Consider the following 22,960-nt stretch of genomic DNA (forward strand, 5'->3'; position numbering starts at 1 on the left):
CTATGGTGATTGTTTCATGCTGCGACTGGCACACTCCCCAGGCATTTTTGCTGCCGGAGATGGGCCCTGGGCTAGATGCGGTTGCTCTGCAGCAGTTGGAAAAAGCTCTACTCAACATCAGTTGTGATCCTTCAGTGCAAGCACTGGTGTTGTTTGGCTAAAATGCTGCTGGCACAGCATGAAAAGACTCGGATTTGGATCTACTTGTTATTAGTCGTATTTTGCACTTAGAGCCCACAGCAAAGGTTGAAATTTGGTGGAATCATTACTGCAAACTTCAAGGATTAACTCTCGAAGTTGATTTAATCGTAAGCGGAGTTTCGGATGCAGATAAATTAGCGGGCTCCCGCTGGCATGTGATCGGTCATGCCGCCCGCACAGGCAAAATCGTGTGGGTGGCATCCCATGTGCTTTAGCGCTAAATCTCAACCTCAACTATCCAGATGAGGAATGGGGTTTCACCGCTCAGATAGCAGGAATTGATTTGCCCAATTGCCTGCAGGTATTGCAGCCCTATGCCGTTGAAGTTTGTTATGAGGAAGGTTCTGAAACAGGAACTTTGAACTCAGTTATTGCGTTTTCAGGCAGTTCCAATGAAATAGCGCCTAGGCGGGCCCCTCGAAAATCATCCAGCAGTTTGGTGGCCATTCGCAGGCTGTCTCCACCGGTATGGCGGTTGGCAGAAGCCGCAAACCAACTCTCCACATCTGGTGCACCAGATTGCAAAAACGTTAATTCCAGGCCATAGCGCTTTTGCAACAAATTGGGGGCAACCCCAGCAGCGGCTGTGCCTTCTAGCTGCGTGAGCATTGTTAAAAAAGCTTTTGCAACCGCTTCTGAGTCGTAGGCGGCTTGGCCAATGTCGTCGCATAGGGCAAGCCGTAAAGCCGCCATCTGATCATCAAGCCGTGGTGGCAACACCCCCGGTGCATCTAATAAATCAATGTCTTGGCCCAATCTCACCCAACGCAGGCTTCGGGTAACCCCTGCCCTACGGGCACTGGCAACTACTTTCTGACGCACCAGCCTATTGATCAGGGCCGATTTCCCCACATTTGGGAACCCCAACATCAAAGCTCGCACTGGCCGCGGCTTCATATCACGATCGGCTCTGCGGCTGTTGAGGCTGTTGCCAGCGCGGATTGCTGCCTGTTGCAATTGTTTAACGCCAGTTCCCACCTTGGCATCGCACCACCAAGGGGTTTGGCCCTGCAATCGAAACCAGGCATCCCATTGCTGCTGAGCTTCTTTGCTCACCATGTCGCGGCGATTTAACACCAAAAGGTGTTGCTTGTCTTTGATCCAACGTTGCAACCTGGGATGGCCAGTGGCATTGGGGATGCGCGCATCGCGCACCTCAATTACAAGATCTACTTTTGCTAAATGGCCATTGAGGGCCCTCTCCGCCTTGGCGATGTGGCCTGGATACCACTGAATCGCCGGAGCGGCGCTACTAAGCATTAGGGCACCACCAATACTGCACATGGTGCTAGTTGAATCACGCGGGCAGCAGTGCTTTGTTGATCGCTATCGAGGCTGATGCCACGGGTGCCCATAACGATTAAATCTGCTTCGATTTCATCGGCCACATCACCTATTACAAAAGCAGGGTTACCTTCCCGTTCGATCACCTCACAGCTGATGCCGGCCCGTTGAAACGTGTCGTGGGCTTGTTGCAGCAGTTGTGCCACTGCCTCGGCATTAGCCATGCTGCTGTCGCTTGGATCCACCACAGAAAGCAACACCAATCGGCTGTTGTGCTGCTGCACCATTTTCATTGCTGTTGCAGCGGTATCAAGGGCGCTGCGGCTGTGGTCTAGGGGGAACAGAATCGTGTCGAACATTTATTGCGCAGTACCAACACAACCCTTGTCTTAGCTCGCCAATCGCTTGTGGCAAGTGATTCCGCGTTAATCTCAGCAGCGTTCCCTTAATTCTTACCCATGGCTAAGCGCTCTCTCACCGTTCTCACCGCTGATGAGTTGCGCTCAAAACGTGTGCTGGTGCGGGTTGATTTCAATGTGCCCCTCGATGAAGCCGGTGCCATAAGCGACGACACCCGCATCCGCGCTGCCTTACCCACAATTAATCATCTGATCAGCAACGGTGCCAAGGTGATTTTGGCCGCTCACTTCGGCAGGCCCAAAGGTGAGGTGAATGAAGCGATGCGGCTAACACCAGTGGCTGTTCGTTTAACTGAACTGCTTGGCAAGCCTGTTCCTAAAACAGAAAGTTGCATCGGCCCAGATGCTGAAGCCAAGGTGGCAGCAATGGCAGATGGTGATGTGGTGCTGCTTGAGAACGTGCGCTTTTTTGCAGAGGAAGAAAAAAATGATCCAGTTTTTGCTGCCAAGTTGGCAAATCTGGCTGATATGTATGTAAATGATGCCTTTGGTGCAGCGCACCGCGCTCACGCCTCCACCGAAGGTGTAACAGCTCACCTCAAACCCAGTGTGGCGGGCTTACTGATGGAAAAAGAGCTGCAATATTTGCAGGGTGCAATCGATGAGCCAAAACGCCCCTTAGCAGCGATTGTTGGTGGCTCCAAGGTGAGCAGCAAAATTGGTGTTTTGGAAGCGTTGATCGATAAATGCGACAAGGTTTTAATCGGTGGCGGCATGATCTTCACCTTCTACAAAGCCCGTGGCTTAGCTGTTGGTAAGAGTTTGGTAGAAGAGGACAAGCTGGAGCTAGCTAAGGAATTAGAGGCAAAAGCTGCTGCCAAGGGTGTGCAGTTGTTGTTGCCAACTGATGTGGTGCTGGCCGACAACTTTTCCCCTGATGCCAACACTCAAACAGTGGCAATTGATGTGATCCCCGATGGCTGGATGGGTTTAGATATTGGTCCAGATTCAATCAAAGCGTTTCAAGCGGCCTTGGCTGATTGCAAAACTGTGATTTGGAATGGCCCAATGGGTGTTTTTGAATTCGATAAATTTGCAGCCGGCACAAATGCCATTGCCCACACCCTGGCCGAATTAAGCGGCAGCGGCTGTTGCACGATTATTGGTGGTGGCGATTCCGTTGCAGCAGTTGAAAAGGTTGGTGTTGCAAACAAGATGTCTCATATTTCCACCGGTGGTGGTGCCAGCCTTGAGCTGTTGGAGGGCAAGGTGTTGCCTGGGGTAGCTGCCCTCAATGAGGCTTGATTTGATCGCCTGTTGTGGTTACTGATCGGGAACGGGAACTGTCTAAGCAGTTTTGGCAACAACGTAAGGGGGGGCGCTTATTGCCCCGCCGCGGAGCACCGATGGGCCGCAAGGCCCGTTGGTGGCTACTAGTATTCGCGTTGGCATTCGCGCTTGCACTAATACTGGGACGCTAAATATATTTATTTTGCAAACTCCCGCAATTAGCGGCGCGCTACCACCCGCACCATGCGGCTCACGCTAACTGTGCCTTCTGGGTGCATTAAAAGCACAGCCCAAGATTGGCTTCCTGGTTTATATGTAGCCTGGATTGTTTTGAAAATACCGCCGCCATTTAAAGCACCGAGAGATATTTCAGGGCTGCGCAAATTAGCAATTGCTTCTTTGGATACTTCCACAACGCCGCCAGCTAGAACAGCATCTTTTAGCGGTTCATCCACCACCACATCAAAATCATAACGCTGGCCTGTTAATACCTCCTCCGGGGCTATTACACTTACTTCAAGATCTTTTTTGCCGCTGCGCAATATAGATTCTTGACCAATTATTTCTTGGGAACTTAACTTTTTACCGTTTTGTTGCACCGCTAACTTTTGATTTGCTTCTAAGCGAAAACTACGGCCTGCTTCTTGATGGCTACCGGTAACTTTTATGAGCAGAGTGCTGCGGCCGTCTTTGAGATCTGGCCCATTGCTCAATTGCCAGCGGGCATCTCCAAAGGTTTGACGCAGCATTTGCACCCTGTTTTCTAAGCCGGCGGGGTTTAGGCCTGGTCCTTTTTCTAAAAGAGCATTGAGGCCAGCGCTGTTGTTGCTATTGAGTGCATTTTCCAATGCGCGCACTAAATCTTCACTCAAACGTGCTTGGGCGCTGGTCTGTATTGCGGAGATCGGCACTAAGGCAATTAAGGCTCCAAGGGCGTGGGGAAATAAACGCCGCAGGGAAACAAACACGAAAAATGCACTAACTAGCCTTAAGTTAGGCGCCGCCTGCCCAAAGTTCATGGCCCGGCTTTTGATCGCTGCCAGCGGCACTGGTGGCCACTTGTTCCCGGCCCTCGCAGTGGCAGATTGCATGCCATCTGAATGGCAGGTGAGCTGGCTTGGGGTGCCTGATCGCCTCGAGCGTGAGCTTGTGCCAACCCATTACCCGTTGCATACGGTGCGGGCTTGCGGATTGCAGGGGCGTGGTTTTAAAAAACTACTGCAGTTGTGGCAGTTGCTTGCGAGCACCATTCCTGTTGCGCAGTTGTTGCGCCGTCAGCAATGCGAGGTGGTATTCACCACTGGTGGCTACATAGCTGCCCCAGCAATATTGGCAGCTAAATGGTGCGGCATTCCTGTGGTGTTGCATGAATCAAATGCCACACCAGGCCGCGTTACCCGCTTGCTTGGCCGCTATTGCCAAAAAGTTGCCCTTGGGTTTCCCCAGGCGCAACAATTTCTACCCGCATGCCACCCCCTGGTTACCGGCACCCCTGTTAGGCAGGGCTTTCTTGCCCCAGCCCCTTGCCCTGAGTGGGTGCCACAGGGAAAGGGGCCCTTGCTGCTGGTGATTGGTGGCAGCCAGGGGGCATTGGGGCTGAATCGGATGGTGCGGCCACTGCTGCCGGCATTGTTAGCTCAGGGTTGCAGAGTTGTGCAACTCAGCGGCAGCCATGATCCAGATTTCGGCAGCCTGCAGCATCCCGGCTATGTGGAGCGGCAATTCAGCAACGAAATCCCTGGCCTATTGCAGCATTGCAACCTGGCAATAAGTAGGGCTGGGGCCGGCAGCATCAGCGAACTTGCGGCCTGCAACACCCCTGCCCTATTGGTGCCTTTCCCCCAAGCGGCCGATAATCATCAAGTAGCTAACGCCGAGGCATGTATGGCGGTTGGCGCAGCCGTATTAATGCTGCAGCATCAACCTGAGGGGCAGCCCTTGAGCCGCATGCTTTGGCGTTTGCTAGGCCCTCGTTTAAGGGGCGCCGAGGGGAGCGCAGATCCGCTAACGCAGTTAGCAGCAGGCATGGCCCGGCTAGCGGTGCGGGATGCGGATCAGCAATTGGTGAATTTGCTGTGTGAATTAAGCATGGCTACGCGGACCCGCCGCCGCTGAATTTATTGAGTTTTCTCGGCCGATTTTAGATTCATCATCCAGGCTGCTCACCGCTCCAACCCCAGCTAGATCGGGAAGGGAGCGGCCTTCGCTTAAGGCAGCAGCAAGGCTTAGTAATTCAGCGTTCAAACGCAAACCCACCGAACGACCCACCGATTCCCCTTTGCTATCAAAAAGTTGGAGGTGTGGGATGCCGTTTACCTGCCAGCGTTGCAATTCAGGTTGCCAGGTGGGGTTATCAACGTTGAGCATCACCAAATTGATTTCAGGATGTTGTTTTTCGAGGTCTGCCATGGCAGGTGCCATGCTGCGACAGGCCTCACACCAATCGGCATAAAATTCCACAAGGCTTGGTTTGCCGTTGCTTAGGGCTTGATTTAGGGGTACCGAACGGCGCGCCAATTGATCGAGCAGATCACCAGGGCCGAGGGTTCCTTGCAGCCAGGTGATAGCCACCACCAGCAGGGCAACAGCTAGCAATACCAATTGAGGTATGCGGCGAGCAGGGGTGGGGGAAGCTCCCATGGCAGCCAGAAATAAGAATCGCTGCCATGCTGGCAGCACTATGAAAATCTTGCCTTGAAACGCAGGCTCACACTGCTGTTTCCCCGTGAAGCGGTGCATCAGCCGATCACTTACCGCCTGGCGGTTGATTACGACGTGGCATCCCGCATCATCAAGGCCCAAATGGCCCCAAATCAAAGGGGCACCATGGTGGTGGAACTCTCCGGCGATATAGATGAGCTGGCGGCAGCTGAGCAATGGTTAAGGGATATTGGGCTAGAGATCACCAGTGCCGCTGGAGAAATACATATCGATCCGGAGCGTTGCGTGGATTGCGGCATCTGCTCCAGTGTGTGCCCTAGTGGTGCTTTGAGTTGCAGGGCACCAAAATGGCAATTGCAGTTTGATCTGCGCCGCTGCGTTGTTTGCGAACAATGCATAGCGGTATGCCCCCTGGATGCCATCAGCCTCACCCTTTAACAACAGCATTTTTTCTAAACGCATCTTTGTTATGAACGGATCTGCGAAATTGTTACTACTGCCTATCAGGGCACCGATGATCAGCCTGCTGGGGTTGATTAGTTTTTATTTGGGTGTTCATTGGGGATTTGAACAAGATGGAATCAGGGGTGGTGGGATAGACGCAACAATGGTGGATGAAGCATTCTGGATTTTTAATTTAGCCCAAGTATTTGTTATTACACTTTTCTGCACATTACCAGATTTAGTATTACGTCAGCTGTCTTTATTTATGGCAGCAAGTAAGGTATTAACGCTTGTTTTAACTCTTTTGTTGGTTGTGGTTGGAGGCATGTACTTGCTGTATCTTCCAGGCTTCTCAGATTTTTTAGTGTTAGCCAGTGCGTTATTGCTGGCGAGGCTTGATTTAGTGCGTTTAAGAATTTGGCCATCATCATGGCTGGCTTTGTTTGGATTTACTGCATTTATAATGTTTTTTATAACCTATGGTGAAATGATGCACCTGGAATTGCTTCAATGGCCAATAGTAAGAAACTTAATCGAGCTTGGGCTTCTAGGGGGTCGGTAAGTTAAACAATTAAATATATTTAATTTATTTAAGGCGGCTTATTTGTTCGTAGCTAAATTTGCCACCGAGCACACTTTTTACGTAGATTCTAGTTTCAGGGTATGGAATTGCTTCTACCCATAATTCAGGAATTTGCTGCAATGTTTCATTTAGCCAGCTGCCAGCTGCCCCTGGCCCGGCGTTGTAACTGGCAACAGCAAGGAAGATATTGCCGTTTGATTTCACAAGCATTTGTTTTAAATAGCGCCCCCCTAGTTGGGAATTAAGGCTTGCTTTTTCCAGCTCCATATCCGTGAGTTTTGCCCCTGCTAGTTCCTGCGCCGTAGCGGGCATCAGTTGCAGAAGCCCCACCGCCCCAGCCGGCGACCGCACCGTTGTATTTAGCCGTGATTCCTGCCGGGCTACCCCTTGGAGCAGCAGTGGTTCGATCCCCGCTTTGCGAGCAGCAGCGCCAAGTTCTGCGCTGAAACTTAATGGATGCCTCTGCCTCTCCAGAAGGCTTTGTTGTTCTTTGTTGCTGGCTACTCCAGCCAGGGCTGCGCTATCAAGTTGAGCAAGCCCTAGCCAGCGATCCCCCACCGCAAGCCGCAACTGGCCTTCCCGCCAAAGATCTGCCGCTGTTTGCGCCGATTGGCCCAAGCGCCAGGTGCGCCAATGCTCCCAAGCTTCAGTATGCAAGCCCAGGCTTTCTAATTTTGCTAACGGTGCGGGCAGTAAACCAGCCCTGTTTGCAGCTTGCGTTGGCGCTGGCGCTGCAACCCCTAGGCGAACACTGGCCCGCCAGGCGTAATAGCCATAGGGATATTGCTGCAATTGGTTTTGCCAAATAGCCCTTGCCTCTGCTGTTTGGCCCTGCTGCCAGGCGCATAACCCCATCCAAAAGCGGCTGCGCGCAGCGATTGGAGCGCTTTGTTTATCTGGGTTTGCTTGGGCGAGGAAGTTGTAGGCCTTTGCCCATTGGCGTTTTACAAGTAATTCTCTAGTTATTTGCCAGGCTTTGCTAACGGCACTGAGCGGTTCAACTTCTTCTTGCAGCTTCGTTTTTTTATCGCCTAGGCAGCGATTTGCTGCTGCTAGATCCCCTTGGGCAACTAAGCCAGCTGCCAGTAGTTGCTTGTTTTCAGCGCTCACAGGCTGTTTCGATTGCTTGCAGGCGGCTGCCATTGCTGCCCCGGCACCAGGCCAGCGCTTGCCATAACGAGCCAGGTGCAAGCCTGCTTCGCTGCCACCCCTTTGCTGTTGCCACTTAAGCGCTGCTGCTAAGGCGGCGGGATGGGCCGGAAATTGTTTAAACAATTCCACGGGTTTGCTTAAGGCGTAAAGAGCATCAGCGCTGGGGGGAGCGGCGGGAAACTGTTTAAACAGGTATTGCCAGCTTTTTTTAGCTGCTTCTGCTTGGCCCAATTGCGCTTGGGCTAGCGCCTCCAATTTGAGGCTGATTGGCGCCAGAAGTTTCTCCTGGCTGGGATTCCCCCAGCCTTGCCCCCGCAATAATTCCAATTGGCTGGCGCTATCAACCTGTTGGCCTACAAGGATTAGGCGTGCCTCCCTTCGACGCTGTGGATCGGGATCAAACTTGGCGCTGCGGCGCAAAAAAGATAAATCGCTGTTGCTATTAAGGCTGGGCCTTTGGCGAACTAGCTGCTGCTGCAATGCCCCTAAAGCAATGGCAGTGCCCAAGGCAACAGCAGCTAATCCCGCTGCTCCCCGTTGTTCTATGCCCAACACCTTTTCTGCTCTATTGGCGCTGGCATCGTATGGGGGCAACAATGGCTTTGTTGATCCGGCTATTCAAATTGCTTAATTCAGCGCTCGGGTTTTTACAGCGGTTGCAGCGCTATTTAGGGCCAGATCTTTTGCCCTTAGAGCTGCAAAAACGCCGCTGTGCCGTAGCCGTATCCCTAGGCCTTGGCAGTTGGTTATTGCGGCCAATTCCACCTTTTCAGTGGTTGCCTGGCGCTGTAATTGGCGCCTTGCTGCTTTGGGGCGCCATTGAACTAGCGGCCCTTGCTTGGCGGCCCCAACGCTGGCAGTAGGGGGCTTTAGCTGGTGATCAGCAGCTGCGGTTACCCTTCGGGCAAGAGATTTTTCTGCCATGGCTGATCTTTCTGGCCACCCGGTGGGTTCCCCTTTTCCTGCAGGTGTGAGCTTTGGCACGGATGGCATTCGCGGCCGCGTTGGCACTTTGATGACCCCCGCATTAGCTCTCCAAGTGGGCTACTGGGGCGGGCAGGTGTTGCAAGGGGATGGGCCAGTGTTGATCGGCCGCGATTCCCGCACTAGTGGGGCGATGTTGTCTGCGGCTTTGGAAGCTGGCCTCACTGCCGCTGGCCGTGAGGTGTGGAACCTGGGGTTATGCCCCACACCCGCTGTGGCGCGGTTGGTGCAACAGCTCGGGGCAGCAGGTGGCGTGATGGTTTCGGCTAGCCATAACCCGCCGCAAGACAACGGCATCAAGTTGTTTGCAGCCGGTGGCGCCAAGTTGGGTAGGCGGCAACAGCAAGCGATTGAGTTGGGTTTGCGGGGAGAATTAATCCCAGCGCTGAACCGTTGCGGCAACATCTATCAACGCCAAGACCTGCTTAATAACTACCGCCAATTAGTGCGGCAGGGGCTGGGTGATAACCAGCTCAGCGGTAGACGCATCGTGTTGGATCTTTGCTGGGGATCTGCCACTGCCTGCAGCACGGAATTATTTAGGAGCCTTGGCGCTGATGTGATAGAGCTCCATAGCACCCCTGATGGCGAGGCCATCAATGTGGGTTGCGGTAGCACCCATTTGGAGCCATTGCAGCAGGCGGTGTTGCAACACGGCGCTGAGATGGGTTTTGCTTTTGATGGTGACGCCGATCGGGTGTTGGCAGTGGATGGCCAGGGCCGCTTGGTTGATGGTGATCACATTTTGTTTATGTGGGGCTCTGCTTTAGCGGCAGCGGGCCACTTGCCAAAACAGTTGCTCATAGCAACCGTGATGAGCAATCTTGGTTTTGAACGGGCCTGGAACAGCCGTGGCGGCGCACTTGAGCGCACTGCTGTGGGAGATCAATTTGTGCATCAAGCTATGGAGCAGCAGGGAGCAGCCCTTGGCGGTGAGCAATCGGGCCATATTCTTTGCGCTCATCACGGCATGAGCGGTGATGGTTTGCTTACTGCTTTGCAACTTGCGGCGCTTTTAGAAAAAGGTGAAACCTTGGCGGATCGCCGCAACCAGAGTTTTGTTTCTTATCCGCAACGCTTGCAAAACGTGCAGGTGCCAAACCGTGAACGCCGTAAGGAATGGCAGAAATGCATCCCGTTAGTGGAAGCGGTGGCCCAGGCAGAGGCGGAAATGGCAACAGAGGGGAGGGTTTTAGTGCGCGCTTCCGGCACTGAACCGCTACTAAGAGTGATGGTGGAGGCCTCTAGCTCGGAATTAGTAGATCGCTGGACTAATACCCTCTCGGTAATTGCAGAGCGGGAATTAAATAAGTAACTCCCCGGCCAGTTGTAAAGCGCCATGGCAGGCATCTCCTAGGGGTTTTTGCAGGCTGCAGCCAGGCAGCCGCTGTTGCAACACAGCCTGAAAACTTGCTTGCAGTGGAGGGAGGTGTTCGATCGCTCCACCAAAACAGCAAAGCGGCACCTTTTGCATCTCAAGGGCGGTAGCTACCCCCTCCACCATCAAGGCCAATTCTTCGCCAGCAATGCATATAACGTTTTGGGCATTGATTTCACCGCTTGCAGCTAGATCGCTCACCAAAGGGGCAAGGCGGGCAAATCCTGCAGCGCCGAAGCTTGGATCAACCACCAGAGCTTTTAATTCATGGGGCTGGCTAACGCCAAGGGCAGCCCACAGCACAGATTTGAGCTTTGTTTCGGCGAGGCGTCCATCGGCCATCCGCAGGCTGAGGGCTAAGCCGTCGCGGCCGATATCCATGGCACTACCCACCCCATCAACCAACCAACCCCAACCAGCACAGCGATGTTGCTTGCCTAATTGATTGCGTCCAACGGCAATGGCGCCAGTGCCGCTGATTAAAACAATGCCTTCTGCTCCAGCGGGAAAGGCGCCGGCAAGGGCAGTGCGTTCATCACCAGTTACCAAAACCGCCTGCATCGCCAGGGTTTCTTGGGCTAAACGGGTGCCAAGGCCTTGAGTGGGGCTATGGAGCTCAATGCCACTGGCCCCAATCGCAGCAGCTTGGATTGGCTCTTTTAATTCACAACAACTGCTTGCCGCATTAAAGCTGCTGCGTAGGGCTTGTTGAAATTGTTCTGGGCCGCCGGCACTGCTGAGGTGGCTTACGCCACTGCCTTCCCCTTCAGCTAAAACGGTGCCATCAGCTAAAGCAAGGCGGCAGCGGGTATGGGTTTGGCCGGCATCAAATCCAGCTAAAACGATTGATTTAGTCATCCGTTTTTTTGGCGCCAAGGGTTGCGAGCACAAACCAGCCGCTGATTTGCACCTCAGGCCTAAAAAAGATCGTATCTACAAAGCCATGGCCCGCTAACCCCACCAAAGCAGCAATTGCACCAAGGCAAGGCAGGCTTAAAAACAAATCTCTATGGATCTGGCTGAAGCCAATTTTTAAGCTTGTAATTAGCAATCCAAAAACCGCAAGCAAACCGGGAATGCCGGTTTCAACTGCAAGTTCAAGGGGCACTGAATAGGCACTTAAAGCGGTGAAACGCGGCTGCTGGTAAAGGGGATAGATCAAGTTGAAAATTGTGTTTCCAGGGCCAATACCAAGCCAGGGGCGATCTTGAATCATCTCGATAGCTGCTAACCACACGTTGATGCGGAAGTTGTTGGAGCTATCTTCCCGGCCGGCAGCCATGCTCATCAGCCGCACCCGCAGTGGTTCCACCTTCACGGCTGCAACCACTAAGGCCAGCACCACAAAAGCGATTACTAATGGCGGCAACCAGCGTTTTAAAGGAGCTGCTAGTAAACGGCTGAAACGCAGTAATAGAAGTAGGCCTAAAACAGCAAGGGCCAGCACCATGCCAATCCAGCCGCCTCGGCTGTAGGTGAACAGCATTGCAACGGCACCTAATACAAAGCTAGTAAGGGCAAATAAGCGCAACCAAGGGCTCTTCCAACGCAGCAAAGCCACTAAGGCAAGCGGCAAGATTGGGATTAAATATCCAGCAAGTAAATTCGGATTTTCAAGGCTGCTGTAGATCCGCTGCGTGCCATCAGCAACAGAATTTGGATCAGCCCAACGAGCCAACTCAGTGGTGTTGCCATATAACTGCCGCAAGCCGATCACGGCAGTAATTAGCTCACCCAGCAGCAGGCCAGCGAGTAATCGATCCCACCAACGGGGGGCTTCATCCAAAAGCCTGCGCATCAATGCATAAACGCCTAAGTAACTCAATAATTTGAATAAACCTTTTGCAGCAGCAGCAGGCACGGGCGAGAACCCTGTGGCGAGCAGCGCCAAGGCGAGATAAGCCAGCAACCAGCCATTAATTGCCCCCAGCGGTTTTGAACTTGGGGGGGCGGAAAGGCACCAAACAAGCCACAACACACTGCAAGCGCTTATCAATAAGCCAAGCCCGCCGCGATCGGCGAGGGGTAGCAGCAGCAGCAGCGCCACCAATAACCCCCCCGCCAGCTGTGGTAATAGAGGTTGTAACCGGCTTGATTTTGCGCCTCTATGCCATAGCCCCTGCCAACGCAGCAACCACGGGATCGCAGGGGTTGAATCCATAAACGGCACTTTTAAAACTTAGTTGGTTTGGATTATGGAGCCAGCGCGTTTTGCATAGAGCCTGCGATAAACAGGCAGGTTTTTTTCGAGCACCTGAGCTTCCCTCTCAGTGGCATAAGGGAAAGGGTTTAGCTCCATCCAGCTGCCGCCATCGCAGGGGTAAAAAACATGAGTGTTATCAATAGCCTGGCAATTATCAACAGCCTCCAGCATTAAGCGAATCACCTCGGGCACATCACTTTGCAGAAATAGTTGTGCATCAGGCGCCATCGCCTTCGCTAGGGCAGTGATTAAAGATGGTTGCACCATTCGGCGTTTGTGGTGCCTTTTTTTAAACCATGGATCTGGGTATTGAATTGTTACCAGCTTCAAAAGATTTGGTGGTAATTGTTGTAGCCAATCTTCAAGGCTAATATTGGCATTACAAAAAAGAAAATAGAGATTCGTTAGTTCCAGCTTGCGGCGATCAGCCTCCGCTAAATCCACCAATGGCCTGCGGATTTCAAGGCCTAAGTGATTGTGGTTTTGCCTTTGGGGAGCGAGGGCTAAAAGAAATCGCCCCCTGGCACAACCAATATCTAGGTGGAGGGGAAGGGCTGGATCTGGAAACAGCTCAGCAATTGCTGGCAGCTGGCGTTCCAGTTGGTAAAAACTGCTGAGGGGATTTACGTGTTGCCGCAACTACTTACCGGGCTCTAGCTCAGGGTTTGGCACAAGAAAAGCCCAACTTGCGGTGTAGCCATGCATTTGGGTGCTGCCTGCCACGGGGCCGATCTCACCATTGCAAAACAAACCGGCAACGGGCACATCAGGGAAAAGATCACGGCAGAGGCCCACGTCAACATTTTCTTCGCCATAGAGCCCCTTGCCGCGACCAAGGCAGGCAAAAAGCAAGGCAGCTAGAGGTTTTGGCTGTTGCTGCTGCTGGATTTTTAGCAGTTCATGCAATTCCTGGCGCGAGCTGTTGCCATCGCGCAATTGGAATTGCAGTTGCTGCCCAATGCGTAAGCGATCGGCTACAGCAATTGCGCCAAGGCGCGGATCCATACCCATCAAATTGCGCACTAAAAAGGGCGATACCTGTGGTGTTTCTGGATTTGGCATGCTGAAGCTCTCCTTTCCTAAACCCACAAACAGGGCATTGCGCAGTAGATCTCGATCACTGCTGGGCAGCTCGCCGATCAGGCCTTGTAAAGCTGCTAGGGGGTTCCGCAAGGCATCGCCTTGGCGCAATTCAAGCAGCACATTGCGTTGAGCTTGAGCCACTTCAAATATGGGGCCAATCGGCCGGCAGCCTTGAGCAACCAATGGCTGGAGGCTGAAGGTGCCGCTGATCACGCAACCCACAGCACCGTTGCAAACTTGATCGCCAAAAAACAAACCACCATGGTTTGCGCTGTGTTGACCAGCCAAGCCGCCGAGCTTGGCCATGCTTGGGTAACCGTAATCAAGGCCGCTGATCAGATCGTTTATGCCACTACTGGCTGGATCAATCCAGATCAACATCGCCCCACCGGCTTCTGGATCTGCCCCAACGGCCTCCATCCATGGTTCCCGTGGTCCATCGAGATCGGGCAATTTGTTGAGGTTGATCTGAAATGGGCTCAGTTTTGCCCCCGGTAAGCGCATCAAAGTGATGCTGATAGCTGGGCCGGATTCGATTTCTTGCGGTATTCCGGTTGTATTTGTGCCAATTACGCCACCACCGCAAGCGCCGAGCCAGTGGCTACAGCGCAATTGCTTTTGCAGCAAAGGCAGCAGCCTTGGTAGATCACTGGCGTAACTACTACTGGCAAATACAAGGGCGAGATCCATCTCACCAAGCCCTTTCAATTGCTGGGCTAATTCAGCAACCGCTTGCTCTAGTGCAGGCTGCTGGGAAAGGGCAGTGCGCACCAGAGGAGTGGATTTGCTGCCTTTAAACAGTTGCAGCATGAAGGGGCGGATAGTTTTTCGACCTTAATGCCAGTGCTGAACTGATTGCGGATCATGTTGCGGATAATGGCCCAAACTCAATCTTTTCCATGGCCCTTCCTCTGCTACGCAGTTTGGTGTGGATGATTTATCGCTTGGAGCTGGTGTTTGCCGTGGGTTTGCCACTGGTGTTACTGGTGTGGGCGGCAATGCGGCAGGAGCCTGCTTTGGTGCGATTGCTGAATTTGTATTGGAAAGTGAGCAGCTTGCTGGGGATAACAGTGCTGCTGATGGCAGCAGCTAGGCCAATGGCATTCATAACGGCCACCTTGGCCCAGTTATTAATTGTGGTGTCGTTGTGGTTTTGGGTAGATCTAAATGAAGAGTTGGCCGATCTGCCGCCGTTTCGAGCCTTGCCTTTCACGATGCGGCTGTGGCGTTGGGCCTTAACGGCATTAAGCCTGCTGGGATTTGGCTTGAGTGCAATGGCCTTGGGTTGCGCTTGGGGGCAAGCACCAGCAGCTAGCTGCGCCCTCTGGCTAGAGGCGCCGGGTCATTTCCAAGGGGTGCTGGCTTTGGTGCTGGGCTTCTTCTTTGGCGCCCAATGGACAGCCGCAGTATCTGGCTTCTTTGGTTATTTGGGGCTTGCGGCTTATGGGGTGGGGGTAATCCAATGGCTGCTGGTGCGCTTGCCGCGCCAGGGTCGCTTGGCGGGAGGGTTTTAGCTAACTCAGAAGTTGCCAATTAATAACTAATTAATAACTAATTAATAACTTATAAAAGTTATAAAATCACTTCAATGCAACGTCCGCAGATGCTTGGGTGAATTGCATTTTCACCGATATCTGTGCAGTAATGCCAGCAGCGTTCGCATTTTTCACCAGCGGCACGGGCGATCCGTAAGGTAACGCCATCACTGCAAAATTCAGCCAGAGGTTCAGTAAATGGAGCGGAGTTGAATGATAGTTCGCTAACTAATAACCAATCTGCTAAGTTGTCAACTTCCGGGTAATTGCTAGCAGCTAATTGTTGAAGAGCGGTTGTGAGGGCATCAGCTTGATCGCCATGGCCAAGTTCAATCTGCACCTGGGCTTCAAGGGAAGATCCAATCGACGCAGCCTCCTGTTTGTTTCTGCAGCTCTCCAATAAACGATTTATTTGGGATCTCAATTCGATCAAGCTGGTTACATTTGAACTAAGGCTTATTTGCAGCTCGCCTTTCCATTCGTTTGCGGCTGCGGGCCAACCCCGTTGAAATACTGATTTCTCACTAACTTCGTAAGGTAAATTTTGCCAAATATCTTCTGCCATATGACATAACACCGGTGCAATTAAAGCAGCTAAACGTTCTACAATTAAAGCTAAAACTGTTTGACAGCTGCGGCGGCGATGGGAATCTGCTGCACTTACATAAAGGCGATCTTTGGCGATATCAAGGTAGAAATTAGAGAGATCAACAACGCAGAAATTCTGAAGCGTTTGAAAGAAACGGTAGAATTCATAATTTTCAAAATACTCTGTAACCTCATCGATCACAAGAGCTGTGCGATATAGCATCCACTTATCTAATAATGGTAGGTTTTCATAATTTATGGCATCTTCTTTGGGATTGAAATCATGTAAATTGCCCAATAAATATCGAGCTGTATTTCTTACCTTGCGATTCACATCGCCAAGTTGTTTAAGGATGCCAGATCCGAGCGGCACATCAGCTGAATAATCAACTGAGCTCACCCAAAGCCTTAATACATCAGCGCCATAGGCGGGTTCTTGTTTCTCATTTTTGCCCCCCTCTACAATTACAGCTGGATCTACAACATTACCCAATGATTTACTCATTTTGCGCCCTTTTTCATCAAGGGTGAAGCCATGGGTTAATACTTTTAAGTAGGGGGCGCAGCCGTTCACAGCCACTGAAGTGAGCAAACTGCTTTGGAACCAGCCTCGATGTTGATCAGAGCCTTCTAGATAGAGATCTGCTGGATAATTGAGGTCTGTTTCTTCACCAAGAACACTGGCCCAGGATGAGCCTGAATCAAACCACACGTCCATTGTGTCTGTGCCTTTGCGCCATTGATCTGCCTCTGCGGCATAGCTTTCGGGTAGCAGATCTACTTCATCTTTTTCCCACCACACATCAGCGCCATGTTTAGAAATCAGGGCTTGAATATGATTTAAGCTTTCGCTATTTAATAACACTTTTCCACTGCTGCGATGGTAGAAAACCGGGATTGGCACCCCCCAAGTGCGTTGGCGGCTTATGCACCAATCGCCACGTTCTTTAACCATTCCTTCGATGCGATTGCGCCCACTTGTTGGAATCCACTCCACTTCTGATATGGCCTTAAGCGCCTCGCTGCGAAAGCCTTCAACAGATGCAAACCACTGTTCTGTAGCACGGAAGATCGTTGGTTTTTTTGTACGCCAGTCGTAGGGGTAGCGGTGTTCATATGGATGCTCTAGGAGAAGAGCATTGGCTTCTTTTAAAGCACTAATGATCACAGAATTAGCATCTTTTAATACATTTAAGCCTGCAAAGATACCCGCTTCTGCGGTGAGAGTGCCCCCCTCATCTACGGGGCAAATAACAGGGAGATTGTAGGTTTTGGCGGTATTAAAATCATCCACACCATGGCCTGGGGCAGTGTGCACAAGGCCAGTGCCGGTTTCAGTTGTGATGTAGTCGCCACCTATTACTACTTCACTAATGCGATCTAAGATGGGGTTTTGATAGCTAGTGCCTTCAAGATCAACACCTTTAATGATAAATAAACTTTCTAGATTCAGATCTAACTTTGTGCGTAGATTTTCTACTAAATCCTCTGCAATGATTAAAGTGCGACCCTTCCCATCAGCGCAAACGGCGTAATTAAGTGTACCGTTCACGGCCACTGCTTGGTTTGCGGGCAGGGTCCAGGGGGTGGTGGTCCAAATTGCGAGCTGCAGATTTTCAAGGGCTTGGCATGCAGCTAATGCGGGGCTGGGCTTAAGCACCGCAAAGGCCACATAAACGCTCGGTGAAATATGGCCATCTGGATATTCGAGCTCAGCTTCTGCAAGGGCTGTGCGGGAGCTGGGGCTCCAGTGCACAGGCTTTAGGCCGCGATATACATGGCCCGCCAGCACCATGCGGCCAAAAACATCAATTTGAGCCGCTTCATATTTCTTTTGCAGTGTTAAGTAAGGGCTATCCCAATCAGCCCAGATCCCCCACCTGCGAAAGCCCTGCTTTTGGATTTCCACCTGTTCAAGGGCGAAGGCATGGGCGCGACGCCTTAGATCAAGGGGGCTGAGTTTTAAGCGCTCCGCTTGGCTGATGCCTTGCAGCACTTTTAATTCGATTGGTAAGCCATGGCAATCCCAACCGGGTATGAATCGGGCTCGCCGCCCTTGCATCAGCTGATATTTATTAACAATGTCTTTTAGGGTTTTATTTAAAGCATGGCCCACATGCAACGCTCCATTGGCGTATGGGGGGCCATCGTGCAGGGTGAAGGGCCTGCCGGGGTTGTGGCGGCTTAATTGCTCGTATAGGCCTATTTCATGCCAGAAATTTTGGAGTTCTGGTTCACGGGTTTTGGCATTAGCCCGCATTGAAAACGGGGTTTCCAGCAGGTTCAGGCTGTCCTTGTAAGAGATTTTGCTTGCCTGCAATTCTGCAGGGGCATTCAGCTGTTGATTATCCACGCGCACCCATTTTTTTGTTGCTGCTGGTTTTTGGTTTGCTTTCTTTAATGAACCGAACAGGGTTTGGAGCCTTTTTGCTGTGGCAACTAAGCGCTGGCGCCAGAGGGCAAGATCGGCAAGCTGTTCTTTTTGTTGAGGGGCTAAGGCATTCCAGCGGTTAGCGGCCACCTCGTTTGTTAATCGAGCTATTAGCAATCCAGCGCAAAGCACCGCAAGCATTGGGGCACCCCTTAACCGCTCGGCGGTGGTAATCAGCACCAGGCCTAGCAGCAGCACTAGGGCACCCCAGAAACTATCTCGGGGGCGAGTTAGATCAGAGGCCAGCAACGGCAGGAAAAGCAGTAAGAGGCCGGCAATAAGGGCCAGCACACCAATCAAATTGGCCAGCAATGGGTGGTTTAAGGCTGCCCATATTCAAGCGCTGTTTAGAGTTGCTAATACGCCCACCTGGCGGAATCGGTAGACGCGCTGGTTTTAGGTACCAGTGGCTTAGGTCGTGGGGGTTCAAGTCCCCCGGTGGGCATAAATCTAAAATAAATATGTAGCTAGTCGCAGCACTGGTCTCTCGAGACCATGGTTTGTCATTATGGGCTCCTGCCTTGGCGGCGCGTGCACTGCTGGTTTCTTTCCTAGCTGCGGCATCACTTGGTTCTGCCTTGCCTTTGCAAGGCTCTTTTCATCAGTTGAGCGCTGGATTCCCAACCCCTGTGGCCGCCAGTTGGTTGCAGTTGCAGGAGTTAGAGCAGCGCCTTGCGCTCCATGGGGTGAAGGTGGTGCATTCCAATAGCTGCTCCAAGGGGTTGGAGGGCCTTTACAACCATCGCATCGGCCAGATCTTGATGTGTAAAAACACCATGCCGCCCCAAGCGGAAACCCACTGGAACACCCTTGCCCATGAATCGGTTCATGTGATGCAGATCTGTAGGGAGGCCGCACCCCTTTCCAAGGGGTTAGATCAGCTGCAACAGAAAATGATGGCTTCCACCCCGGCGCAGGAAAAGCTGCATATTTTTTCTGCATATCCCCCAGATCAACGCCTTTATGAATTGGAGGCTCGTTGGGTAGCAAATACGTTTCCCCCAGACAAGGTGATGGGGCTACTGGATTTGAGTTGCGGAAGGCCTGGTCGCCGCCAACCCACCCACACGTTGCTGCCCCAGCTCATCGCTAAAGAAAACGGCTAAAATCAACTTCCTGGCTCTTGCGCTGGTGGCTTTTTAGGCTGGATTTCATGAGCGACTCTGCAGCGCTGCGATCAGTGCCCCGCGAATTTGTTGAACCCCCTCCCGCGTGGAATCCAACGCTGGGATTATTTATTGGCGGATATTTATTAGCTACCCTAACTATTTGGGGTTGGTTTGTTGGCCATTGGGCTCTGCCAGTTTTAGTTTTAACAGGTTTCCTTGCTCTGCATCTAGAGGGCACTGTTATCCACGATGCCTGCCATAACGCAGCCCATCCAAATAATTTTTGGAATGCCTTTATGGGCCATGGGGCAGCTTTGCTTTTGGGATTTAGCTTTCCTGTTTTCACAAGGGTGCACCTTCAACACCATGCCCATGTAAATGATCCAAAACATGATCCAGACCATATCGTTTCAACTTTTGGCCCCCTTTGGCTGATAGCACCAAGATTTTTCTATCACGAATATTTCTTTTTCCAGCGGCGTTTGTGGCGTAGATATGAATTATTTGAATGGGCCCTAGCGCGCACAATCTTTGTTTTTATTATTGTTGCGGCTGCTCAGGGGGGGAACTTGCAATTTGTATTTAATTGCTGGTTTGCTCCAGCATTGATGGTGGGCGTAACGCTTGGATTGTTTTTTGATTATCTGCCCCATCGCCCCTTTCACTCAAGAAATCGTTGGCACAATGCCCGGGTATATCCAGGTAAAACCATGAATATTTTAATTATGGGGCAAAATTATCACCTCATACATCACCTCTGGCCATCGATCCCTTGGTTCCTATATCAAAAGGCTTATCGAGCAACAAAACCACTACTAGACAAACACAGTTCACCACAAAGAATTGGTATCTTTGAATCTTTTAATGATTTTGGAAATTTTTTATACGATATTATTATCGGAATTCGCAGCCATAGCCGCAATCGATCAAAGTTGCGCTGGCTTGCTGCATTTGTCCCTAGGTTTTCTGATAAAAGAAAGTTGATTTCACTGCTTCACAAAACATCAGTAGGCCCTAGATCTTAGTCGGCCAATATTTTAGGAACTCGATAAAAATCACCTTCCCTCTCAGGGGCAAGATCTAATAATTCTTCCCTCACTTCTGTAGTATTAACTACGTCTTCTCTACATACATTAACCACCTCCACGGCCCTGGTAGTAGGGGCAACATTCGTTGTATCGATCTCTTCTAATTGAGCAACAAAATCAATAATTTCCTCTAGCTGCGGTGTAAAAGTTTCAATTACTTCATCGCTTAATTGCAGCCGCGCCAGCTGGGCCACTTTGCGTACGTCATTGGCGCTGATGCGGCTCATGGGGCGCTAGGGGTGAGGAATTCCTCTAGATCTTTGCAGAGGGAGGTGGCGGCTAGATCGAGCAGACGCTCGCCATGGCTTGCTTTTGCTAAAAATGGATCAGAACCCATGCGGCCATCGGGGTGGCGGCGGCGGAAATCATCCGGTCCGTGGATTGGTCCGGCGGGTGCGGCTTCCGCTAAGGGTTTTTGCAGTTGTTCGAGGCTTGGTTCTAGGTGCAAGGTGAGGGCAATTTCACTTGGGGTGGCGTGGTGCCCTTCCCGATCGCCGTAGAGCTCCCGCGCTTCCCGCATCACAGCACCAGCCATAAACCAATTTGCCAATTTGCATTGCAATTGCCCGGCTACAGGTAGCTGGCGCCGCCGCGCTTCTCCATAGGCTTCAGCAAAAGCAGCACGACTGGTGGCGATGTTGCCGCCATGGCCATTGATTACAAAGATCCGTTCAAAGCCGTGGCCCGCCAGCGAGAGCACCACATCCCGCATCACTGCCAGCAAGGTGCTGGGTTGCAGGCTCACGGTGCCAGGGAAGCCCAGGTGATGCTCAGCCATGCCAAAAGCTTGAACTGGTGTTACGAGCACACCACTGCGGCGCCCCACCTCAAGGGCAACAGCTTCTGCTGTGAGGGCATCGGTGCCGATTGCACCAGTGGGGCCATGCTGTTCGGTGGAACCAAGTGGAACGATTATTCCCTTGCAGCGCAGTAGGTAGGTTTCAACTTCCGGCCAGCTGCGCAGCTGCAGGCGGATCGCTTCGGTGTTTAAAGCTGGTGAAGTTGTTGTCATCGCTGCAAAATAGTGGCGGAGCCTGCCTAGGATGGCGATAGCGCGCGGGAGCGCCTCGACCATGTTGCAACGCAAGCTCTATCAGTTCAGCGCAGAACAACGCCCGGTGTGGGTATTTCTGCGAGATCAGCAACGCTGGATCGAACAGGCCAAAATCCTGGAGATTGAAGGCGATTGCGTTACTTTGCGTTACGACGCTGAGGAAGAAGACGAACTGCACAGTTGGGAAGAAATTGTGCGGATCGATTCAATTGGTGCAGTGAGCACCCGATTAGCATTTTTCAGCCGTAGTGCTGCTTCTGAGGATTTGATCGTGGCTGAGCAAGGTGAATGCCCAGAGGCAGAACAATTAAAACCTCAGCCTTAGTGGGCTGTGCCATTGCCGTCGTAGGAATCAGTGTCGTAGTAACCACCGGTGCTGCCAAACACAAACAAGCTGATGCTGAACAGCACTGTTAGTAGCGGTAGAAGTTGGCCAAGGGTGATTCCAGCTGATTCCATTGGGCAGTGATTGGATGCTTATGAATTTTATTCTGGCGCTTAAAACCATGGTTGGTTGCCGCGTTTGGTGTGGGTTTTAGGTTTATTTCTGGTGGTTACGGTTTGTTGGTATGTATGAAATTGATGGGGTTCAGCTCACCCCAAAGCAACTGAGGAAATTTGCGCCACCAGTTTTTTCTGATCTAAAACAGGAAAGGCAACATCGTAAGGAGCGTTTGGTAGGTGCATTAAGGATATTTGGTGACTTGGGTTTTGGAGAGGGTGTGGCTGGTCATATCACGGCCCGGGATCCTGAATACATGGATCATTTTTGGGTAAATCCATTTGCAATGTCGTTTAAGAGGGTGTGCATTAGTGATTTATTATTAGTAAATCATAGAGGTGATGTTGTGATTGGTGAATTGCCTGTTAATCGTGCTGCATTTGTATTGCATGCGGCGATTCATCAAAGAAGGCCTGAAGTGATAGCAGCAGCCCATGCCCATTCACCCTATGGCAAAGCATTTTCAAGCCTTGGTAAACAGCTTGATCCAATTACTCAAGATGCATGCAGTTTTTATAAACAGCATCAATTGATTTCAGTTGATGGCGGCAAGGTGGTATTAGAGCAGGAATCCGCCAATAAGTTTGCAGATAATTTCATGGTTGGGAAAGCTGCAATTCATCAAAACCATGGTTTATTCACTGTTGGTGAAACAATAGATTCAGCTGCGTTTTGGTTTATTGCAATGGAGCGTTGCTGCCAAGCGCAGCTATTAGCAGAAGCTGCTGGAACTCCAAAATTAATAAGAGATGAGTGGGCAAGTTATACAAGCCAGCAAATTGGAAATGAACTTGCAGGTTGGTATGGTTTTCAATCCTTTTGGGAGGAGATAAAAGCAACGGATATCGATATGTTTGATTAAGCGGCTTTATGTGATAGATGCATTGATCTGCTTTGCACTTAGTTGCCAAAGTGTTTCTGCAAGTTTAAGGCAGCTAGCCTCTTGGCTGGGATCTGTTTGTTTGAATTCTAATTTACCTAGGCCAATCACACGATTGCACCAATATTGAAATTTAGTGGTTTCCAGTTGC

Annotated in this window: 27 protein-coding genes and 1 tRNA gene; 15 read left to right on the forward strand and 13 right to left on the reverse strand. The window is 51.4% G+C overall.

Annotation, left to right across the window (positions count from 1 at the left end):
- The first annotated feature begins 2 nt into the window (after positions 1-2).
- Together AC2JC8_RS01955 and AC2JC8_RS01960 are read left to right on the forward strand one after the other, a co-directional pair.
- Positions 3-161: a hypothetical protein gene (locus AC2JC8_RS01955; RefSeq protein WP_484400524.1), complete on the forward strand. Its 159-nt coding sequence runs from the start codon at positions 3-5 to the stop codon at positions 159-161.
- A 33-nt stretch (positions 162-194) separates the two neighbouring features.
- Complete coding sequence (locus AC2JC8_RS01960; protein WP_484400526.1) at positions 195-416, forward strand: hypothetical protein; 222 nt, start codon at positions 195-197, stop codon at positions 414-416.
- A 115-nt stretch (positions 417-531) separates the two neighbouring features.
- Here the strand turns inward: AC2JC8_RS01960 and ylqF are convergent, their stop codons facing one another.
- Together ylqF and AC2JC8_RS01970 are read right to left on the reverse strand one after the other, a co-directional pair.
- Entirely contained in the window at positions 532-1,461 is a 930-nt protein-coding gene (ylqF, locus tag AC2JC8_RS01965; RefSeq protein ID WP_484400527.1) for a ribosome biogenesis GTPase YlqF, read from the reverse strand.
- On the reverse strand, positions 1,461-1,844 hold the full coding sequence (locus AC2JC8_RS01970; RefSeq protein WP_484400528.1) for a universal stress protein: 384 nt from the start codon (positions 1,842-1,844) through the stop codon (positions 1,461-1,463). Before AC2JC8_RS01970 ends, ylqF begins: the two co-directional genes overlap by 1 nt.
- Before the next feature lie 99 nt (positions 1,845-1,943).
- Here AC2JC8_RS01970 and AC2JC8_RS01975 point away from each other — a divergent pair, with 99 nt between their 5' ends.
- Both AC2JC8_RS01975 and AC2JC8_RS01980 read left to right on the forward strand, forming a co-directional pair.
- Positions 1,944-3,149: a phosphoglycerate kinase gene (locus AC2JC8_RS01975; RefSeq protein ID WP_484400530.1), complete on the forward strand. Its 1,206-nt coding sequence runs from the start codon at positions 1,944-1,946 to the stop codon at positions 3,147-3,149.
- A gap of 14 nt (positions 3,150-3,163) precedes the next feature.
- Complete coding sequence (locus tag AC2JC8_RS01980) at positions 3,164-3,325, forward strand: hypothetical protein (protein ID WP_484594108.1); 162 nt, start codon at positions 3,164-3,166, stop codon at positions 3,323-3,325.
- Between the two features lie 27 nt (positions 3,326-3,352).
- Here the strand turns inward: AC2JC8_RS01980 and AC2JC8_RS01985 are convergent, their stop codons facing one another.
- A complete protein-coding gene (locus AC2JC8_RS01985; protein WP_484400531.1) occupies positions 3,353-4,102 on the reverse strand; it encodes a hypothetical protein in 750 nt (249 codons plus the stop codon).
- Between the two features lie 49 nt (positions 4,103-4,151).
- On the opposite strand from AC2JC8_RS01985, the gene AC2JC8_RS01990 reads away from it, so the two are divergent.
- On the forward strand, positions 4,152-5,249 hold the full coding sequence (locus AC2JC8_RS01990; RefSeq protein WP_484594109.1) for a UDP-N-acetylglucosamine--N-acetylmuramyl-(pentapeptide) pyrophosphoryl-undecaprenol N-acetylglucosamine transferase: 1,098 nt from the start codon (positions 4,152-4,154) through the stop codon (positions 5,247-5,249).
- Here the strand turns inward: AC2JC8_RS01990 and AC2JC8_RS01995 are convergent.
- Positions 5,217-5,774: a thioredoxin domain-containing protein gene (locus AC2JC8_RS01995; protein ID WP_484400533.1), complete on the reverse strand. Its 558-nt coding sequence runs from the start codon at positions 5,772-5,774 to the stop codon at positions 5,217-5,219. The genes AC2JC8_RS01990 and AC2JC8_RS01995 overlap by 33 nt on opposite strands.
- A 54-nt stretch (positions 5,775-5,828) precedes the next feature.
- On the opposite strand from AC2JC8_RS01995, the gene AC2JC8_RS02000 reads away from it, so the two are divergent.
- Both AC2JC8_RS02000 and AC2JC8_RS02005 read left to right on the forward strand, forming a co-directional pair.
- Positions 5,829-6,233, forward strand: coding sequence for a 4Fe-4S binding protein (locus tag AC2JC8_RS02000; protein ID WP_295456885.1), 405 nt, complete (start codon positions 5,829-5,831; stop codon positions 6,231-6,233).
- Positions 6,234-6,309: 76 nt separating this feature from the next.
- Positions 6,310-6,801, forward strand: a complete 492-nt coding sequence (locus AC2JC8_RS02005; protein ID WP_484419894.1) for a hypothetical protein — start codon at positions 6,310-6,312, stop codon at positions 6,799-6,801.
- Positions 6,802-6,825: 24 nt separating this feature from the next.
- Here AC2JC8_RS02005 and AC2JC8_RS02010 read toward each other — a convergent pair whose 3' ends face one another.
- Positions 6,826-8,571 carry a lytic transglycosylase domain-containing protein gene (locus tag AC2JC8_RS02010; protein ID WP_484400536.1) on the reverse strand — a complete coding sequence of 582 codons (1,746 nt, stop codon included), beginning with the start codon at positions 8,569-8,571 and terminating at the stop codon, positions 6,826-6,828.
- Here AC2JC8_RS02010 and AC2JC8_RS02015 point away from each other — a divergent pair.
- Complete coding sequence (locus AC2JC8_RS02015; RefSeq protein WP_484400537.1) at positions 8,571-8,837, forward strand: hypothetical protein; 267 nt, start codon at positions 8,571-8,573, stop codon at positions 8,835-8,837. The two genes, AC2JC8_RS02010 and AC2JC8_RS02015, sit on opposite strands and share 1 nt — an antisense overlap.
- 59 nt (positions 8,838-8,896) lie before the next feature.
- Positions 8,897-10,273, forward strand: coding sequence for a phosphoglucosamine mutase (glmM, locus tag AC2JC8_RS02020; protein ID WP_484594110.1), 1,377 nt, complete (start codon positions 8,897-8,899; stop codon positions 10,271-10,273).
- Here the strand turns inward: glmM and AC2JC8_RS02025 are convergent.
- Genes AC2JC8_RS02025 through AC2JC8_RS02040 form a run of 4 tightly spaced genes read right to left on the reverse strand, consistent with a single transcriptional unit; the run spans position 10,262 to position 14,432 of the window.
- On the reverse strand, positions 10,262-11,194 hold the full coding sequence (locus tag AC2JC8_RS02025) for a BadF/BadG/BcrA/BcrD ATPase family protein (protein ID WP_484594111.1): 933 nt from the start codon (positions 11,192-11,194) through the stop codon (positions 10,262-10,264). The genes glmM and AC2JC8_RS02025 overlap by 12 nt on opposite strands.
- Positions 11,187-12,497: an IctB family putative bicarbonate transporter gene (locus tag AC2JC8_RS02030; RefSeq protein ID WP_484419892.1), complete on the reverse strand. Its 1,311-nt coding sequence runs from the start codon at positions 12,495-12,497 to the stop codon at positions 11,187-11,189. Before AC2JC8_RS02030 ends, AC2JC8_RS02025 begins: the two co-directional genes overlap by 8 nt.
- A gap of 18 nt (positions 12,498-12,515) precedes the next feature.
- Positions 12,516-13,178, reverse strand: a complete 663-nt coding sequence (gene trmB / locus AC2JC8_RS02035) for a tRNA (guanosine(46)-N7)-methyltransferase TrmB (RefSeq protein WP_295475259.1) — start codon at positions 13,176-13,178, stop codon at positions 12,516-12,518.
- Positions 13,179-14,432, reverse strand: coding sequence for an FIST signal transduction protein (locus tag AC2JC8_RS02040; RefSeq protein ID WP_484400542.1), 1,254 nt, complete (start codon positions 14,430-14,432; stop codon positions 13,179-13,181).
- An 89-nt stretch (positions 14,433-14,521) separates the two neighbouring features.
- Between AC2JC8_RS02040 and AC2JC8_RS02045 the strand changes: the two genes are divergently transcribed.
- Positions 14,522-15,136 (forward strand): DUF3177 family protein, encoded by a 615-nt coding sequence (locus tag AC2JC8_RS02045; protein WP_484400544.1) that lies wholly within the window; start codon positions 14,522-14,524, stop codon positions 15,134-15,136.
- A 58-nt stretch (positions 15,137-15,194) separates the two neighbouring features.
- On the opposite strand, the gene ileS is transcribed toward AC2JC8_RS02045, so the two are convergent.
- Positions 15,195-18,488: an isoleucine--tRNA ligase gene (gene ileS / locus AC2JC8_RS02050; RefSeq protein WP_484594112.1), complete on the reverse strand. Its 3,294-nt coding sequence runs from the start codon at positions 18,486-18,488 to the stop codon at positions 15,195-15,197.
- A gap of 51 nt (positions 18,489-18,539) precedes the next feature.
- Between ileS and AC2JC8_RS02055 the strand changes: the two genes are divergently transcribed.
- The 3 genes from AC2JC8_RS02055 to crtR all read left to right on the forward strand — a co-directional run bounded on the left by AC2JC8_RS02055 (position 18,540) and on the right by crtR (position 20,310).
- A tRNA-Leu gene (locus AC2JC8_RS02055) sits at positions 18,540-18,621 on the forward strand.
- Between the two features lie 76 nt (positions 18,622-18,697).
- Positions 18,698-19,282: a hypothetical protein gene (locus AC2JC8_RS02060; RefSeq protein ID WP_484594113.1), complete on the forward strand. Its 585-nt coding sequence runs from the start codon at positions 18,698-18,700 to the stop codon at positions 19,280-19,282.
- Positions 19,283-19,329: 47 nt separating this feature from the next.
- Positions 19,330-20,310: a beta-carotene hydroxylase gene (gene crtR / locus AC2JC8_RS02065; protein WP_484594114.1), complete on the forward strand. Its 981-nt coding sequence runs from the start codon at positions 19,330-19,332 to the stop codon at positions 20,308-20,310.
- On the opposite strand, the gene gatC is transcribed toward crtR, so the two are convergent.
- The gene (gene gatC, locus AC2JC8_RS02070; RefSeq protein ID WP_255131000.1) at positions 20,307-20,600 is read right to left on the reverse strand and encodes an Asp-tRNA(Asn)/Glu-tRNA(Gln) amidotransferase subunit GatC; all 294 of its coding nucleotides are present in this window, start codon (positions 20,598-20,600) and stop codon (positions 20,307-20,309) included. The two genes, crtR and gatC, sit on opposite strands and share 4 nt — an antisense overlap.
- Positions 20,597-21,385 carry a creatininase family protein gene (locus AC2JC8_RS02075; protein WP_484400549.1) on the reverse strand — a complete coding sequence of 263 codons (789 nt, stop codon included), beginning with the start codon at positions 21,383-21,385 and terminating at the stop codon, positions 20,597-20,599. The genes gatC and AC2JC8_RS02075 overlap by 4 nt, the downstream gene beginning before the upstream one ends.
- Positions 21,386-21,446: 61 nt before the next feature.
- On the opposite strand from AC2JC8_RS02075, the gene AC2JC8_RS02080 reads away from it, so the two are divergent.
- Positions 21,447-21,752, forward strand: a complete 306-nt coding sequence (locus AC2JC8_RS02080; protein ID WP_255131029.1) for a DUF6679 family protein — start codon at positions 21,447-21,449, stop codon at positions 21,750-21,752.
- On the opposite strand, the gene AC2JC8_RS02085 is transcribed toward AC2JC8_RS02080, so the two are convergent.
- Positions 21,749-21,886 (reverse strand): hypothetical protein, encoded by a 138-nt coding sequence (locus tag AC2JC8_RS02085; RefSeq protein WP_484400551.1) that lies wholly within the window; start codon positions 21,884-21,886, stop codon positions 21,749-21,751. The genes AC2JC8_RS02080 and AC2JC8_RS02085 overlap by 4 nt on opposite strands.
- 110 nt (positions 21,887-21,996) lie before the next feature.
- On the opposite strand from AC2JC8_RS02085, the gene AC2JC8_RS02090 reads away from it, so the two are divergent.
- A complete protein-coding gene (locus tag AC2JC8_RS02090) occupies positions 21,997-22,791 on the forward strand; it encodes a class II aldolase/adducin family protein (protein WP_484594115.1) in 795 nt (264 codons plus the stop codon).
- Positions 22,792-22,960 lie beyond the last annotated feature (169 nt).

Source organism: Synechococcus sp., assembly GCF_982614295.1.